Source organism: Mesorhizobium sp. M6A.T.Cr.TU.014.01.1.1 (genome assembly GCF_004022765.1).
Classification (GTDB): domain Bacteria; phylum Pseudomonadota; class Alphaproteobacteria; order Rhizobiales; family Rhizobiaceae; genus Mesorhizobium; species Mesorhizobium mediterraneum.
Genome location: NZ_RZPG01000002.1, coordinates 233384 through 248902 on the forward strand (window position 1 = coordinate 233384; position 15519 = coordinate 248902).

14 protein-coding genes and 1 pseudogene are annotated in these 15519 nt (G+C 58.8%); 8 read left to right on the plus strand and 7 right to left on the minus strand.

Going from position 1 to position 15519, the window contains the following annotated elements; genetic code table 11:
- Window positions 1–80 precede the first annotated feature (80 nt).
- Window positions 81–938 carry a LysR family transcriptional regulator gene (locus EN885_RS03630; RefSeq protein WP_095488650.1) on the minus strand — a complete coding sequence of 286 codons (858 nt, stop codon included), beginning with the start codon at window positions 936–938 and terminating at the stop codon, window positions 81–83.
- A gap of 133 nt (window positions 939–1071) precedes the next feature.
- Between EN885_RS03630 and EN885_RS03635 the strand changes: the two genes are divergently transcribed.
- The 6 genes from EN885_RS03635 to EN885_RS03660 all read left to right on the plus strand — a co-directional run bounded on the left by EN885_RS03635 (window position 1072) and on the right by EN885_RS03660 (window position 7885).
- Window positions 1072–2154: an amidohydrolase family protein gene (locus EN885_RS03635; RefSeq protein ID WP_095488651.1), complete on the plus strand. Its 1083-nt coding sequence runs from the start codon at window positions 1072–1074 to the stop codon at window positions 2152–2154.
- A 12-nt stretch (window positions 2155–2166) separates the two neighbouring features.
- Entirely contained in the window at window positions 2167–2520 is a 354-nt protein-coding gene (locus EN885_RS03640; protein ID WP_023797723.1) for a Rieske (2Fe-2S) protein, read from the plus strand.
- 114 nt (window positions 2521–2634) lie between these two features.
- The gene (locus EN885_RS03645; protein WP_245330031.1) at window positions 2635–4242 is read left to right on the plus strand and encodes an ABC transporter substrate-binding protein; all 1608 of its coding nucleotides are present in this window, start codon (window positions 2635–2637) and stop codon (window positions 4240–4242) included.
- 73 nt (window positions 4243–4315) lie between these two features.
- Window positions 4316–5362, plus strand: a complete 1047-nt coding sequence (locus tag EN885_RS03650) for an ABC transporter permease (RefSeq protein WP_095488652.1) — start codon at window positions 4316–4318, stop codon at window positions 5360–5362.
- A complete protein-coding gene (locus EN885_RS03655; RefSeq protein ID WP_095488653.1) occupies window positions 5359–6243 on the plus strand; it encodes an ABC transporter permease in 885 nt (294 codons plus the stop codon). Before EN885_RS03650 ends, EN885_RS03655 begins: the two co-directional genes overlap by 4 nt.
- Window positions 6233–7885 carry an ABC transporter ATP-binding protein gene (locus tag EN885_RS03660; RefSeq protein WP_095488654.1) on the plus strand — a complete coding sequence of 551 codons (1653 nt, stop codon included), beginning with the start codon at window positions 6233–6235 and terminating at the stop codon, window positions 7883–7885. Before EN885_RS03655 ends, EN885_RS03660 begins: the two co-directional genes overlap by 11 nt.
- A gap of 146 nt (window positions 7886–8031) precedes the next feature.
- Here the strand turns inward: EN885_RS03660 and EN885_RS03665 are convergent, their stop codons facing one another.
- From EN885_RS03665 to EN885_RS03690, 6 genes and pseudogenes are all read right to left on the minus strand, one after another.
- Window positions 8032–8436 (minus strand): hypothetical protein, encoded by a 405-nt coding sequence (locus EN885_RS03665; protein WP_095488655.1) that lies wholly within the window; start codon window positions 8434–8436, stop codon window positions 8032–8034.
- Window positions 8433–9752 carry a recombinase family protein gene (locus tag EN885_RS03670; RefSeq protein ID WP_128241190.1) on the minus strand — a complete coding sequence of 440 codons (1320 nt, stop codon included), beginning with the start codon at window positions 9750–9752 and terminating at the stop codon, window positions 8433–8435. The genes EN885_RS03665 and EN885_RS03670 overlap by 4 nt, the downstream gene beginning before the upstream one ends.
- A gap of 2 nt (window positions 9753–9754) precedes the next feature.
- Window positions 9755–10012: pseudogene (locus EN885_RS34060) on the minus strand (DUF2924 domain-containing protein); the annotation flags it as partial.
- A 77-nt stretch (window positions 10013–10089) separates the two neighbouring features.
- Window positions 10090–10599: a ferritin-like domain-containing protein gene (locus EN885_RS03680; RefSeq protein WP_128241028.1), complete on the minus strand. Its 510-nt coding sequence runs from the start codon at window positions 10597–10599 to the stop codon at window positions 10090–10092.
- Window positions 10600–11144: 545 nt separating this feature from the next.
- The gene (locus tag EN885_RS33485; protein WP_023801603.1) at window positions 11145–11321 is read right to left on the minus strand and encodes a hypothetical protein; all 177 of its coding nucleotides are present in this window, start codon (window positions 11319–11321) and stop codon (window positions 11145–11147) included.
- A 503-nt stretch (window positions 11322–11824) separates the two neighbouring features.
- A complete protein-coding gene (locus EN885_RS03690; RefSeq protein WP_126106630.1) occupies window positions 11825–12748 on the minus strand; it encodes a hypothetical protein in 924 nt (307 codons plus the stop codon).
- A 416-nt stretch (window positions 12749–13164) separates the two neighbouring features.
- Here EN885_RS03690 and EN885_RS03695 point away from each other — a divergent pair, with 416 nt between their 5' ends.
- Window positions 13165–14337 (plus strand): glycosyltransferase, encoded by a 1173-nt coding sequence (locus EN885_RS03695; protein ID WP_126106629.1) that lies wholly within the window; start codon window positions 13165–13167, stop codon window positions 14335–14337.
- A gap of 2 nt (window positions 14338–14339) precedes the next feature.
- Window positions 14340–15506 (plus strand): UDP-galactopyranose mutase, encoded by a 1167-nt coding sequence (glf, locus tag EN885_RS03700; RefSeq protein ID WP_126106628.1) that lies wholly within the window; start codon window positions 14340–14342, stop codon window positions 15504–15506.
- Window positions 15507–15519 lie beyond the last annotated feature (13 nt).

Consider the following 15519-nt stretch of genomic DNA (forward strand, 5'->3'; position numbering starts at 1 on the left):
TGGTTTGCCTCAGCCAGAATGGCAGCCGGGATACTTTCAAAAAAGTGGCAGATGTCGGCTTTACAATCGGGTATTTCGATCTAACTTTCCATGGACATAACAGCCAGATGGAGCGCGCGAATCCCTCTGCGGATGATCGGCTCATGCTTGCGGCGCGCCAAAATAGCGGTGTGAACCGGCTGCTGAAGCGCGGGCGCACCCTCTACCACAAAAGATGGCCGCTCGGCGGTATACCGCCGAGCGTCGTCACTGCGCATATAGCAAGTGCCACCCATGCGCCGCAGCATCGCTTCGGCGAGCGTTTCCGAGCCCATCGAAAGACGGCCTATCGCCAATTGCGGCAGCGCCTCGGCGTGGGCTTTTTCAAGCGCGACCGTGTAGCCTGGCCGGATGTACGTGTCCGGATTGACCTCCGACAGGATACTGGCCGCAGTAGACACCATCACATATTCTTCGACCATCAGAGGATCGTAGGCGATTTCAGGGAGGTATCTGGGCGCGTAGACCACAGCAATATCGAGGTTTCCCAAGCTCAAATCGGAAATCATCTGCGGCGAATAGTCGGATTCTACGTGAATTGACGATTTCGGCAGCACTTGGAACAACGTCTCCACCCAACCTGGCAATATCGAGCGCGTCATCCCGACCTGGGCAGCGACGCGCAAGGTGCCTTCGAACCGGTTAAATGCCCGCACGTCATGGCGGGCCTGAGACCATGTCGACAGCATGGCGCGCGCATAAGCTTCAAAACGCCGCCCCGCCGCGGTCGGCTCGGCGCCGGCTCGTCCTCGCAGGAAGAGCTCCGAACCGATGGCCTGCTCCAGGTTCTTGATGCGGGTGCTCACTGTTGACTGCGTTACGCCCAAACGATCCGCAGTGCGGTTAAAATTTCGCGACTCCATGATGTCGAGAAAGGTCTCGATGTGATCCAGCTGCATGTCGCCTCCCAATCGAAAAACCCGATCGTATTAGCCCAAATCACAAGCTTGATCAAATAATGCCCAAGGCGGAAGCTGCCGTTGAAGAAGCCGGCTAGGTTAGCCGGCCTACCACGCCAGGGAGTTGGATAGGGTGTTCATAGTCGATTGCGATTGTCACAATTACTGGTCGAGCGCGACGGTGCTCGAGCCCTATCTTTCCGGCGTCTGGAAAGACATGTTCATGGAAGGCGAAAAAACTGGTCCGAGAGGCGCCTTCCCGCACGGGCACCGTCCCTGGTTTCACCCGCAGGACTTTTCCCGCAAGGATGTCAGGCCCGAGACCGAAGCCGACAATTATCTCATCATGAAGGAAAAGCACCTCGACAAATATAATATCGGGGCCGCCATCCTCACCGGCGACGAGCCGATAGAGGCTTCCACGCTAGCAAACCCATATTACGCTAGCGCGCTGGTCAGCGCCTATAACGACTACCAAATCGCCGAGTGGCTTCCCAAAGACAGCCGCTTCATGGGTTCGATCATCGTCGCGCCGCAGGATCCGAAGCTCGCAGCAGCCGAGATTCGCCGCCTCGGCAACCACCCCCGTATGGTCCAGGTTCTAGCCTCCCAAGGCTCGGTCAAACCGTACGGCGATCCCTTTTACCACCCCATTTTCGAGGCCTGCGCCGAAGTCGGGCTGCCATTTGCAATTCATCTGGGCGGTCATGGCGGCATAAACTGGAACGCGGTCGCGCCGGCTCCGACGACCTTTTTCTGGGAGACGCACGCAATTCTTCACATGTCGGCCTTGTCGCATGTTGCAAGCATGATCGCGCATGGCGTTTTCGAGAAATGGCCGGATCTATATTTCGTGCTCATCGAGTGCGGAGTGGCTTGGGTTCCGTCGGTATTGTGGCGACTGGACGCAGACTACAAAGCTCTGCGCAAGGAAACGCCGTGGCTGAAGATGCTGCCCTCCGAGTATTGCCGGCGCAATATTCGCTTCTCCACGCAACCACTGGAGCAGCCCGCGAACATTCAGCATCTCTGGTCCACTCTCGAAGCAATGGACGGCGAGAACACGCTGATGTTCGCCTCCGACTACCCGCATTGGGATTATGACGATGCCAACACGCTGCACATCCCGCCCGCCTGGAAAAGCAAGATCATGGGATTGAATGCGCTCGAGGTCTATAAACGCATTCCCCGCACGCAAGCGGCGAATGCCGCGTGACGGGAGCAAACCATGGCTGAGAAGACATACATTTGCCGCGTCGACGAAATCGAGACCGGAACTCCGTACATCGCCAAAATCCGCAGCCTTTCAGTCGGGGTTTTCCGCATCGGAGATTCATTCCATGCCTTGCTGAACGTTTGTCCGCACCGCGGCGCTCCGCTTTGCGAGGGACCGCAATGCGGAACCACGGCACCGGTCGACCAAGCGCAATTCATCTATCACCGCGAGAACGAAATCGTGCGCTGCGCCTGGCACGGGTGGGAATTCGACATAAAGACCGGTGCCGCTCTGGTCGACCCGGGCGTGCGTGCCCGAACATTCCCGGTCACGGTGGAAGCTGGTGAAATCTATGTAACGGCGTGAAATTTGCGTCAAACCGCCGGAAAAATCGAAAGGAGGCAAATCGGCTGAATCCACCAGATCTGCTCGATAAATGCCAACAACAAGAATGCGGGAAATCCGCAATGGGAGGAAGCAGTGTCGGAATCTGAATATAAACTGCGCTTAGCGCAAAACCTGATCGGCCGCGGCAAGGTTTCGCGCCGTGATTTCATCCATCTAGGGCTGGCGGCAGGCCTGACGGTCGCCGCCGCCGATATGCTCTTCGTGAGCGTGGCGCGGGCCGCACCGAAGCAGGGCGGCTTCGCCAAGCTCGGCATGGCGCATGGCGCGACGACGGATTCGATCGATCCGGCCGGCTATCCCGATACGTTCACGCAAACCGCCTTTTCGGGTGCCATGTCCAACAGCCTGACCGAGGTCGACGCGAAAGGCAGCATCCAGCCGGACCTTGCCGAGACCTTCGAGACCTCGGACGACGCGACAACATGGGTCTTCAAGCTGCGCAAAGGTGCGACCTTCCACAACGGCAAGACGATCACGGCGGACGACGTGGTCGCCTCTATGCAATATCATATGGGGGCCGACACCAAATCGGCGGCGAAGTCGCTGCTCGAATCGGTGACCAACATCAAGGCAGACGGCCCGGAAACGATCGTTTTCACACTAAACAGCGGGAATGCAGACTTTCCCTACATCATGAGCGACTATCACCTTGTCGTCATGCCTGCCAAGGACGGAAAGGCGGACTGGGAATCGGGCGTCCGGACCGGCGCCTTCGTGCTTGAGAACTTCCAGCCAGGCGTCTCGGCGAAGCTCAAGCGCAACCCCAATTACTTTAAGAACGGCAAACCCTATTTGGACGAGGTCGAGTTTATCGCCATCACGGACCTCGCCGCGCGTATGGCCGCGCTGTCAACCGGCGAGGTTGATTATATCGGCCGCGCCGACCTGAAAACGCTCGGCATGCTGAAGCGCAAGCCGAATATCGAGATCCTCGAGGTGACCGGCTACGGCCACTACACGCTGCCTATGAACGTGACGGTTGCGCCATTCGACAACCCCGATGTGCGCATGGCGTTGAAATGGGCCATCGATCGCGAGGAAATCGCGCAGAAGATTTTCCTTGGCCATGCAACTGTCGGAAATGACAACCCGATCGCACCGGCGATAAAGTTCGCCATCAATCCGGAGCCGCAGCACAAGTTCGATCCGGAAAAGGCGCGCTTCCATCTGAAAAAAGCGGGAATGGAAAATCTCAAGGTCGACCTTTCCGTCGCCGACGCCGCCTTCGCCGGCGCCGTGGACGCGGCCGCCCTCATCCGCGAGACGGCGGCCCAATGCGGCATCGATGTCAATGTGGTGCGCGAGGCCGAGGACGCCTATTGGGACAATGTCTGGCTCAAGAAACCGTGGTGCGCCTCCTATTGGAGCGGTCGTGCAACGGCCGACTGGATGTTCACGCAGGCCTACTCGGCGGATTCCAGCTGGAACGAGACGTTCTGGAAAAATGCCCGCTTCAACGAACTGCTGATCCAGGCACGCGCGGAGACCGACGAGGCCAAGCGCTCCGCGATGTATGCCGAAATGCAGCAGTTGACGCATGATGACGGCGGCGCCATCGTCCTGGTCTTCAACAATTTTGTAAGCGCCAAGTCCAAGAAACTGGCGCACGGCGAGCTGGCGCCGAACTGGGAGAATGACGGACTGAAGATGGCAGAGCGCTGGTGGGTAGCCAACGCGTGACGTTCGCCAGGCGAGGCCGCCCGCGGCGCGGGCGGTTCGCTCTTTTCAGGGGAAACGCTCGAAGGCACCGCCCATGAATCCGGTCGTTAGGACGGTTCTGCAGCGCCTGGGCCTCGGCCTGATCACGCTGTTCATCGTCACCATCATCATCTTTTCGGCGATTGCCATGCTTCCGGGCGATTTCGCCAAGGCTATGCTTGGGCAATCCGCGACGCCCGAGACGGTCGCCGCATTCCAGCGCGAGATCGGCATCGATCGTCCGCCGGTTGAGCGCTATTTCGCCTGGGTCGGACAAATCGTGCAGGGGGATTTCGGCTCTTCCTTCGCAAGCCGCACCGGCTACCGGCGCACGGTCGCCGAGATCATTGCGCCCCGGCTCTACAACACGATGTTCCTCGCCGTGATGACTGCCCTTATAGCGGTTCCACTCGCGCTGGGACTCGGCATTCTCGCCGCTCTCTACCGCAACAGCTGGTTCGACCGTGTGGTGAACACGGTGACGCTGACGACGATTTCATTCCCCGAATTCTTCGTCGCCTATATGCTGGCCTATCTCATCATCTCGCGCGACACGTTCATTGGAACCGAATTCGCACAATCCCTGCCCGAGTGGCTCGCGGCTTCGATCAACTGGGTCCTGAACCTGGTTCCCAAATTTCCGACACTGGCGAACATCAGCGACCGAACGCCGTTCTGGGAGCACGTCTGGCGCGCAGCGTTGCCGTCCATCACCCTCACGCTGGTGATTGTTGCCCATATGATGCGTATGACGCGCGTTGCGATTATCAACATGCTGGCAAGCCCCTATATCGACATGGCGCGGCTCAAGGGAATGTCGCCGATGGCAATCGTTCTCAGACACGCCCTGCCCAATGCCTGGGCGCCTATCGTCACGGTAATTGCGTTCAACCTCGCTTATCTCATCGTAGGCGTGGTCGTCGTCGAGGTGGTGTTCGTCTATCCCGGCATCGGCCAATTGATGGTCGATGCGGTGAAGTCCAGGGATGTTCCGGTCGTGCAAGCCTGCGCCCTAATCTTCGCAGCAACCTACATCCTGCTCAACCTGACCGCCGACATCATTTCCATCGCCACCAATCCGAGGCTTTTGCATCCGCGATGACCAGCACCGAACATGCCGTGGCGGTTCCGAGACAGAGGCGCACACGCGCCTCCCGGATAAAAACCGCACTCAAAAAGGCTCCATTCAGCGCTTGGTTCGGCATCGTGGTCATCCTTGGCTATGTCTTCGTCGCGCTGTTAGCGCCCTGGATAGCGCCGTACGGAGAAACGCAGGTTTTCACCGAGGCTTTCGCGCCTTGGAGCCAGGAGTTCATCGTCGGGACCGACCAACTCGGTCGCGACGTGCTCACCCGGCTGATCTATGGCGCGCGCAATACGATCGGCATCGCCTTCGCGACTACGCTTCTGTCCTTCGCGGTCGGCGTCACGCTCGGTTTGCTGGCCGCGATGTACCGGGGGTGGCTCGACCAGATTCTGTCGCGCGCGGTAGATGTGCTGATGTCGATCCCGAGCCTCATCTTCGCGCTGATGTTGCTATCCATCTTCGGTTCGTCGGTCACCAGCCTGATCCTCATCATCGCCCTGCTCGATTCGACCCGCGTATTCCGGCTGGCGCGCGCGGTCGGGCTGAATGTTGCCGTCATGGAATATGTCGAAGCCGCGCAACTGCGTGGCGAAGGGCCGAGATGGATTCTGACCAAGGAGATCCTGCCCAACGTACTGCCGCCGCTGATCGCGGAATTCGGCCTGCGCTTCTGTTTCGTTTTCCTCACCATCGCCGCGCTCTCCTTTCTCGGCGTCGGCATCCAGCCGCCGACTGCCGACTGGGGCTCGATGGTGCGGGAAAACGCTACCCTCATCACCTATGGCGACATCACTCCGCTCTTGCCGGCAGGCGCCATTGCCCTTCTCACGGTCTCGGTGAATTTCGTTGTCGACTGGTTCTTGCATGCGACAAGCGGGTTGCGCGATGAAAAGTAAGAATTCTGGCCAACGCGAAAAGGGCACGAAACTCCTCAGCGTTCGCAACCTTCACGTCGAAGGGTTTTCCGACGAGCGCTGGCATCCGATCGTTCGCGGTGTGGATCTCTCGCTAAACCGCGGTGAGGTTCTCGGCCTCATTGGCGAGTCCGGCGCCGGAAAGTCCACCATTGGGCTTGCCGCGATGGGATATGCCAAGCCAGGCTGCCGGATCACGCAAGGATCCATCCTGTTCGACGGGGTCGACCTCCTCGCCATGACGGAAACCGCACGGCGGCGGCTCCGAGGCTCGCGCATCGCCTATGTCGCGCAAAGCGCGGCCGCTTCCTTCAACCCGGCCCATCGGCTCCTCGATCAGACCGTCGAAACGGTCGTGGCGCACGGGATCGCCAGTCGCGAGGCAGCGAATCGGGATGCCATCAAACTTTACCGGCGTCTTCACCTGCCGGATCCGGAGACCATCGGCTTCCGCTATCCTCACCAGGTCTCCGGAGGACAGTTGCAGCGGGCTATGACGGCGATGGCTATGGCCTGCCGGCCCGACCTGATCATCTTCGACGAGCCGACGACGGCGCTCGATGTGACCACACAGGTCGAGGTCCTCGCCTCGATCCGCCAGATTGTCGAAGAATTCAACACTGCCGCGATCTACGTCACGCATGATCTGGCCGTGGTTGCGCAGATGGCGGACCGGATCATGGTTCTGCGCCATGGCCGTACTGTGGAGGAGGCCGAAACACGCCAGATGCTTGCCGCGCCGGCCGAAGACTATACGAGGACGCTCTGGGCGGTGCGAAAGCTAGCCAAACCCGAAGTGCCGGCCGCGGACCATCTGCTCACGATCGATAACATCACCGCCGCCTACGCAGGGAAAGTCAAGGTTCTGCAGGATGTATCGATCAAGGTGCCGCGCGGACGGACGGTAGCGGTCGTTGGTGAATCTGGTTCCGGTAAATCAACGCTCGCCCGCGTCATCACCGGCCTGCTGCCGCCGGTCTCGGGCTCGATCTCATTTGCGGGGCATCGTCTGCCAAGAACACTGAAAGAGAGGCCCAAAGACATTCTGCGCCGCATTCAGATGATCTACCAGATGCCTGACAACGCGCTCAATCCGCGTCAGACCGTCGAGGAAGTCATCTCCCGGCCACTCGAGTTCTATCTCGGCCTCAAAGGGGGGGCGTGCGACCGCCGGGTTGGCGAACTCATGCACATGATCGAGATGGACGAAAGCTTCCTCGATCGTCTGCCGAGCGAACTCTCGGGCGGTCAGAAGCAGCGCATCTGCATTGCCCGGGCGCTGGCTGCTAATCCGGAGCTCATCATCTGCGACGAGGTGACCTCAGCCCTCGACCAGATCGTACAGGAAGAGATCCTGAAGCTTCTTATGCGGCTGCAACAAGAATTCGGAGTCAGCTACATTTTCATCACGCACGACATCGCGACGGTGAGGGCAATCGCCGACGAAATTGTCGTCATGCATCAAGGCAAAGTCGTCGAGCAGGGGCTCAAGACCGAAATCCTGACGCCGCCGCATGCTCCGTATACCGAACTGCTTCTCTCCTCCGTGCCGGAGATGGATCCAGACTGGCTGACGAAGCTGCTGGAAACCCGGGAGCGCAAGCGGGTCGGCGCGGCGAACTGAATCCCAACGTATTGACCGCTTGGCTCCATTTCTCGCGCGAACGTCGGTTATGCCGCAACCGCGACGTCCAGAATGGTCGCAACAATGTCTGCTTTCAGGCAGTAGCAACGGTCACCTCAACGGCCGATATGGGGCGCAAAGCGGACCTAACATAGCAGCGCCCGTTGTGCGTGCCATTGCGCCGGTACCGGTTGAAGTAGATCAGCGGTGGTCATCGTGGCTGGTTGGTGCCCGTCGAGGACCGTCTCGACGATTGCCGGAGAAAGCAGCGTCAGTTGCAAGAGACGATTGACATATGAGGCGCTGATTTTCTCTACCTTGGCGATATCCTCCGCGCTCGCGTAGGCGCCCTGCTTCAGCATCTGCTGCCAGCGATAGGCGCGTGCGATCGCCTTGACGAGTGTATTGTCGACGCGTGGCCGAGCAGAGGCCCAACGCTCCTGGCCGACCGGCGCGACGATCAGCTTGCGCCCTCCCCGCTTGCGAAGCGTCAGCGGAACTTGGACGGTGATGATGTTGGTGTCGCTGCCGGTGTCGCTGTTGGTTATCATGTTGCGCTCGGGACATTTTGACGTTGAGCGAGATCGGCCGCAAGACCGACCAATCCCTCGGTGCGCAGGCGGATGGAAAGGCTGTCCATTGTCACGTCCACGCGTTTGACCAGCAACCGGACGATGCGTGCCTGCTCGGCGGGGAAGAGTTCATTCCAGAGCGGATCGAGTCCGAGCAGCGCCGCCCTCACCTCGTCTTCACTGATCTCGGCATCGTGTTCGCGCCCTGCTTTCCAGGTGGCGATGATGATCTCGGGAGCACGGAGGAGGACGCGCAACTGATCAATGACGGCTGCCTCGACCTCGGCCGCTGGCAGGCGCCCAACTGGGCATGCGCCAGTACCGTGCTTTAGCACCGATTGGCTAACATAGTAGCGGTAGAGCTTGCCTGCCTTGCGCGTATGGGTTGGCGACATCGCACATCCCGTCGGCCCAAATAGAAGACCCTTCAGCAGCGCCGGTGTCTGCGCGCGAGTGTTGGCTGCGCGTTTCCTCGATCCATCTGACAGGATAGCCTGCACCTTGGCCCAGAGGCCGCGGCTGATGATGGCCTGGTGTTCACCAGCATAGGAGGCACCCTTGTGCACGGCTTCGCCGACATAGACAGGGTTGTTGAGCAGCTTGTAGATTACGCCCTTGTCCAATGGACGGCCGCGACGGGTTAAAATCCCTTCGGCCGTCAAAATCCTGGAAAGGGTTGTTGCCGAGCCGGTCGAGATAAACCGCTCGAACACCATGCGGACATTTGCCGCCTCAGCCTCGTTGATGACCAGCTTGCGGTCCTTGATGTCGTAGCCGAGCGGCGCCCAGCCGCCCATCCACATGCCACGCTTTCGCGATGCGGCGAACTTGTCACGAATGCGCTCGCCAATCACCTCGCGTTCGAACTGCGCGAAGGAGAGGAGGATGTTGAGCGTCAACCTACCCATTGAGGTGGTGGTGTTAAAGCTCTGGGTCACCGAGACGAAGGTGACGTCGTTGGCATCAAAGGCTTCGACCAGCCGCGAGAAGTCCATGAGCGAGCGTGACAGGCGGTCGATCTTATAGACCACGACCACGTCGACCAGGCCCACGTCCATGTCGGTCAGCAGGCGCTTCAAGGCAGGGCGTTCCAGCGTCGCACCAGAGATCCCGCCATCATCGTAGTGATCGGGCACCAGAACCCAACCAAGGGCCTTCTGGCTGGCCACAAAGGCCTCACAGGCCTCGCGCTGCGCATCGAGCGAGTTGAACTCCATGTCGAGCCCCTCCTCGCTGGACTTGCGGGTGTAGACCGCGCAGCGCAGCTTGCGGACGATGGTCTTCGGGCCCGCCATGTTCATGACCGGCCCCTCGCCTTGCTGCAATGGTTCTTCACGCCGAAAAACAGCCAGCCGTTCCAGCGCGTGCCGGTGATCGCGCGCGCGACTGAGGACAGCGACTGGTAAGGCCTGCCTTGCCATTCGTAGCCATCAGCAAGGACCGTCACGGTCTGCTCTACGCCCTGCCATTCACGCAGCAGTTGGGTGCCGGCAATTGGACGATCCTCACCGCGGCGGCGTCGCACCGCTACTTCGCCAGGCCGAGGCAGACGCCGCACTGGTTCTGTTTCGAGCACCGCGCCGAAGGGGAGCGGTTTCTGTAGGCAGCAATCAATCAGAATGTCCGCCTACGTCACCGTTTCGCGGCATCGGAATCCCGCTCCTCGCGTCTGAGGAATTCACTGGTGACGGTGCCGAGTTTGCTTTCCAGCCATTCAGCCATCGCCTCTTCCTCGCGCAGGTTTGCCTTGCACGCGCTTTGGGTCTCGGAATCGCCGAGCTCGCCGGCTGCGGCGATGAGCATTTTGTAGCTTGCGATCTCCATATGCTCGAATGTGTAGCTGGCCAGCGATCCTTTCATCACCTCGTCGCCTGCGAACAGGCCGCTGATGCTCTGTCCCATGGCGATTAGCTTACCGCCGGCGTCTTTAAGCGTTGATGATCCTTCCCCCATGCGATCGAGGCATTGTTCGAGACGTTTTGCCTGTTGCCTCGTTTCTTCGAGGTGCAGCGTCATCCGGTCGCGTAGCTCGGGATAGTTTTCGAGACGCTCGATTTGGCCGCTCAACATCGTCTCGGCCTGTTCTTCCATGGCGTGAGCGTCGCGAAGCCACTGCGTCAGACGTTCCTTGGAGTCGGTCATGTCTGTCTCCGTTGGTCAGCATAATTTTACTGCCATCGCAACGGCGCCACAGACCGTTAGTTCCGATCGCTCGATAGCTTGGTCCCCAACCGGGAACAAACACTCAACGACCGGCGTTTCTTGCACGAGGACCGGACTGCCGCTCTCCTCGGTCTGGGTGTGAAAGCCCGCTTTCTTTTGCACGTGCAGCGGGGGGCTCGAAGGCTTTCAAATGCCGCGCCCGCGTTTCAATCGCACCTGCCTCAGCCCTCACGATCTGGCTGTTTGTGAACGCGTCTTTGATCAGGTTTGCGCAGATGAATAAATCGACCTTTTTAGCCGGGATGTGGAAGTCTTAGCTGTGACGATTGTCGCGGTTTTCCGAAACATTAGTAACCGATGAGTGCAATTTGCTGGAGGCAGTCCGGTTGGGTTCGTGACGCGGCATTGGCCAAACATCGATAATGAAGGCCAACCAAGCGGCTGGCTTGTTTGCGACGACGGCTCGATGGAGTCGGCGGACTTCATCCACTTTGATGACGCTACGCTTTGAAAGCCAGGGCGTCTCACCTCTTCTTGGTGGCTGCCGATGCGTTCTGCCCAGCCTTCCCACTTGCTTTGGCATCCTTGGAATGCGCCGCCAAAGCGGGCCCGGCGCCGGTGTCTTTCTGCATGTTTCCGCTGCTCGATTTCGCAGGGTTTGCTGTTTTGAAACTCTTGAGCAGTTTGCTGAAGAAACCCATGGTCGCCTCCATTAAAGCACCGGTAGGCAGAAATGCCCCGCTACCTCCTTGGTTCCGCGGAATCTGATACTGTCGCATTCGACTTGGCCGAATTGCTGTTGATGCCCAGTGCAGCTTCTCAGAGGGACCATCGACACTGCGCAGAGCAAGGCAGAGTCTCACCAGCGAAGGGACTAGCGAAGGCTGGATGGCGCAGCGCCTTTGCACTGGGCGCGATTTCGCGCAACGCTCAAAGCGGGCTATGAAGAGAGTGAGAATTCCCCGCTACCTTTCGGGCAGCGGGGTTCCTCGATCAGAGGCGGTTGAGGTCACGAGCCCGATCCCGCTCGATCTCGTCGGGAGTATAGTCTTCCGCCTCGGCGTCAAATCCTGTCCAACCGCCGGCCTCGTAGTCTCTGCGACGTTCGGCTAAGTCGACCGATCTGGATTGATTGAGGATCGCTCGGCACGCGGCAGCAACCCGATTACAAAGATGATTATCTGAAGTGGGCTGGTCGTCCCTGTTAGGCGACTCGTGAAAGGACTTGCTGATCCAGGTCGCACCTAGCCAGTCCGAAACGCCAGCGATGGTTCGTTGCCTCACGTCTGCTCTGGTAGAACAAAGTCAGTTTCCCGCCCTCGATCATCACCGTCGAATGGCCGTTTTCCCCAGGCTCACCAGGATCAAGCACAGGGCCGACCGACACGTAGGGACCCTGGACGTCGTCGGCGATGGCGAAGAATACGCGCTGACGACTTCCGCGCGGAACGTCGGGAAGGAAGCAGGTGGCGTTGAGAAGCACGCGACCATCGGGCAATTCGACCAGTTGGGCGCCCTCGATGCCCCATTCGTAGTCCGGATGCTCGCGCGCGTTGTGATGGGGAACGTCGAAATGGTCCAATATCTTGCCGAGACGTTTCCACGGCCCGAACCAGGAATCGGATTGGCTGCGCGCCAGATAGACGTCAGGCTGCGGCACCCTGGTGAATTTAGGCATGCCTGAATAGACGATGTAGCGCTTGCCGCCGATGATCGCCGGATGGGGATCGTAGATCCCGTCCTCATCGGTGTCCGGCAGGGACAATATCGCCGGATTCAGCACCACCCAATGAAAGCCATCGTTGGACACCGCATGCTCGCAACGTCCGCCGGACTTCAGGAATTCGGTCTGGATGAACATGTGGAAAACGCCGCATTCATGGATGACGCCGGGCGCCGCTATGCCCGATCCGGTTACCGCCAAGTCGAGCGCCTCATGCTCAGTCCACGGCCCCAAAAGGTCCGGAGCCGTGGCATGTAGTATTTTCCAGCTCTCGGTCGTGACAGTGCCGCTGGAACCGAAGACGTGCCAAAGCGTGCCGTCGAACACCGGACAAGGATCCTTCAGATCATCCACGGACCGCGGGTGAAACAACGGAAAGACGTTGGTTTCAAAGTTGAACTTCATTCCTTGCGGGTCTCTCACGGTGCTGCCTGCATCGACCCATGCGTCGGGCCATCTGTGGCGACCAAAACGAATCATGCGCAGCTCATTAACTCTTATACCTGCGCTCATGAATTGTTGTTGAACGGTTGAGCGGATTTTCAGCCGTTCCGTGGCAATGCGCCACATTTGGCGAGATCTGAAGCTGCAAGGGCCTTCGCCTTGGCCGAGGCGACATGTCCGTCGGGTGTTGGTAGCAGCGCCGCTTCTCTTCGAACAATCGCGCAAGTGGCCAGCCCGGCGGCTCCAGCCAATTAAAATCCGTGGAACAACTTACTCAAATGAAAGTTAGATGTACGGATGACGCTTCAGCAGGAGCGTTATTCGATTAACATTTGTTAATCCGAAGAATTATAAACTATAGCTAAAGGGATTCTTACATGAAAATAGCGGGACGCAAAAAAAATAAATCAAATATCCCCCTAAAATCGTTTATTTTACTTTGCTTTTCTCACCTCAGGTGGGATTTCGTACATCAGCGCCCGCAGCATATTTTGACGCACGCCTCAAAGCAGCAGCAGCTAATTTACTTTGAGGAGCCGATCTACGAAGAAATACGCTGTCCTTCGATGCGGGTGAACAATCGGTCTGCAATGATCACAATCGTAACCCCGGTGCTTCCGGCCGGCATCTCCGCGACAAAGGCAGACGCCATCCAGCGCAGGTTCGTCAACCAGATCGTCAACTCAACTCCGCATGACCGTCTGACCATATGGTACTACACGCCCATGGCGCTGCGTTTCAGTGACCATATAGCCTGCGATGTATGCGTCTACGACTGCATGGATGAACTCTCCGCCTTCAAGAACGCGCCGGCAGAGTTGCAGCAGATGGAAAAAGCGCTGTTCCAGCGCGCTGACGTCGTGTTCACGGGCGGGCAGAGTCTGTACGAGGCCAAACGAAGCCTCCACAAGTCGATTTTTCCCTTCCCCAGCAGCATAGACGTTGCGCATTTCCACAAGGCAAGAGAGCCCGGCGATGACCCTGTAGACCAGGCAGACATACCTCACCCGAGAGTAGGCTTCTTCGGGGTGATCGACGAACGGCTCGACGTTGAAATGATCGCACAGGCGGCCGCGGCAATGCCCGAAGTGCATTTCGTCATGCTCGGCCCGGTGGTCAAGATCGACCCGCTAAGCCTGCCGCGCGCAAGTAACTTACATTGGCTGGGTGCCAAGTCCTACGCCGACCTACCTCGCTATCTCAGGCACTGGAGCGCCGGCTGGATGCCCTTCGCGCTCAATGAGGCGACACGCTATATCAGCCCGACCAAAACTCCTGAGTTCCTGGCCGCCGGACTGCCGGTGGCCTCCACGGCGATTGTGGACGTCGTGCGCACCTATGGTGCCGAAGGCCTGGTCGACATTGTTGACGCCGACGACATCGAAACCAAGCTTCGGTCCCTTCTGTCACGTCCCCGGAATTTCCTGTTGAAGGAGGTCGATGCTTACCTTGCTAACATGTCCTGGGAACGAACGTGGGACGCAATGGCTGCCCATATTCAGCGCGCCTATGCAATGAAAAGCATTGTGCCTTTGCGCCGGGGAGCCTGACCATGTTCGATTGGTTGATTGTCGGCGCCGGCTTCGCTGGCAGCGTGCTCGCTGAACGCATCGCATCGCAACGGCAGGAAAGCGTCCTGCTCATCGACCGGCGAAACCACGTCGGCGGCAACGCTTATGACTGCTATGACGAAGCGGGGATTCTGGTCCACCGCTATGGGCCGCATATATTCCACACCAACGCCCGATCGATCATCGACTACCTCTCGCAATTCACCGAATGGAGGCTTTACGAACATCGCGTACTGTCGTCGGTCGACGGAAAACTGCTGCCGATACCGATCAACCTCGACACGATCAATCGCCTGTACTGTCTTGAATTGACGCCCGAGCAGTTGGAGGAGTTCTTCGCATCCCGGCGAGAAACGGTCGAGGAAGTCCGGACCGCCGAAGACGTGGTTGTGAGCACCGTTGGCAGGGAACTCTACGAAAAATTCTTTCGCGGCTATACAAGGAAGCAGTGGGGCGTCGATCCAGCCCAACTAAGCAAGTCCGTGACTGCGCGGGTCCCTACCCGGACCAACCGCGATGATCGCTACTTTGGCGACACTTTCCAGAATATGCCGGCTGGCGGGTATACACGCATGTTCCAGCGCATGCTGGACAACCCAAGGATCAAGATCATGCTGCAGACCGATTATCGCGAAATTCGCGACAAGATCCCCTTTCAGCGGATGATCTACACCGGGCCGATTGATGAATATTTCGACTGGAGCCTTGGTCGTCTGCCTTATCGGTCACTGCGGTTCGAACACGTGACGCTTGATTGCGAGCAGTTTCAGCCGGTCGCCGTTGTCAACTATCCGCAGACGGAAAACTATACCCGCATTACCGAGTACAAGCATCTGACCGGTCAGCAGAGCCCGAAGACCAGCCTGACTTACGAATATCCAACCGATATCGGCGATCCCTATTACCCGGTGCCGCGGGCGGAAAACGAGGCGCTGTACAAACGCTATGAAGCACTGGCGGTGGCGTGCCCCGACGTGTGGTTCGTCGGGCGCCTAGCCACGTACCGCTACTACAATATGGATCAGGTTGTCGGTCAAGCTTTGGCGACGTTCGCGCGCATTCAACAGAGCCTGCCGGCAACCGGCACCGTGCAGATGCTTACGCAGCGGACGGTGCTCGGCCAACATTCGGAGCAGTTCCCCACCTAAGTGGCCCGCTCCT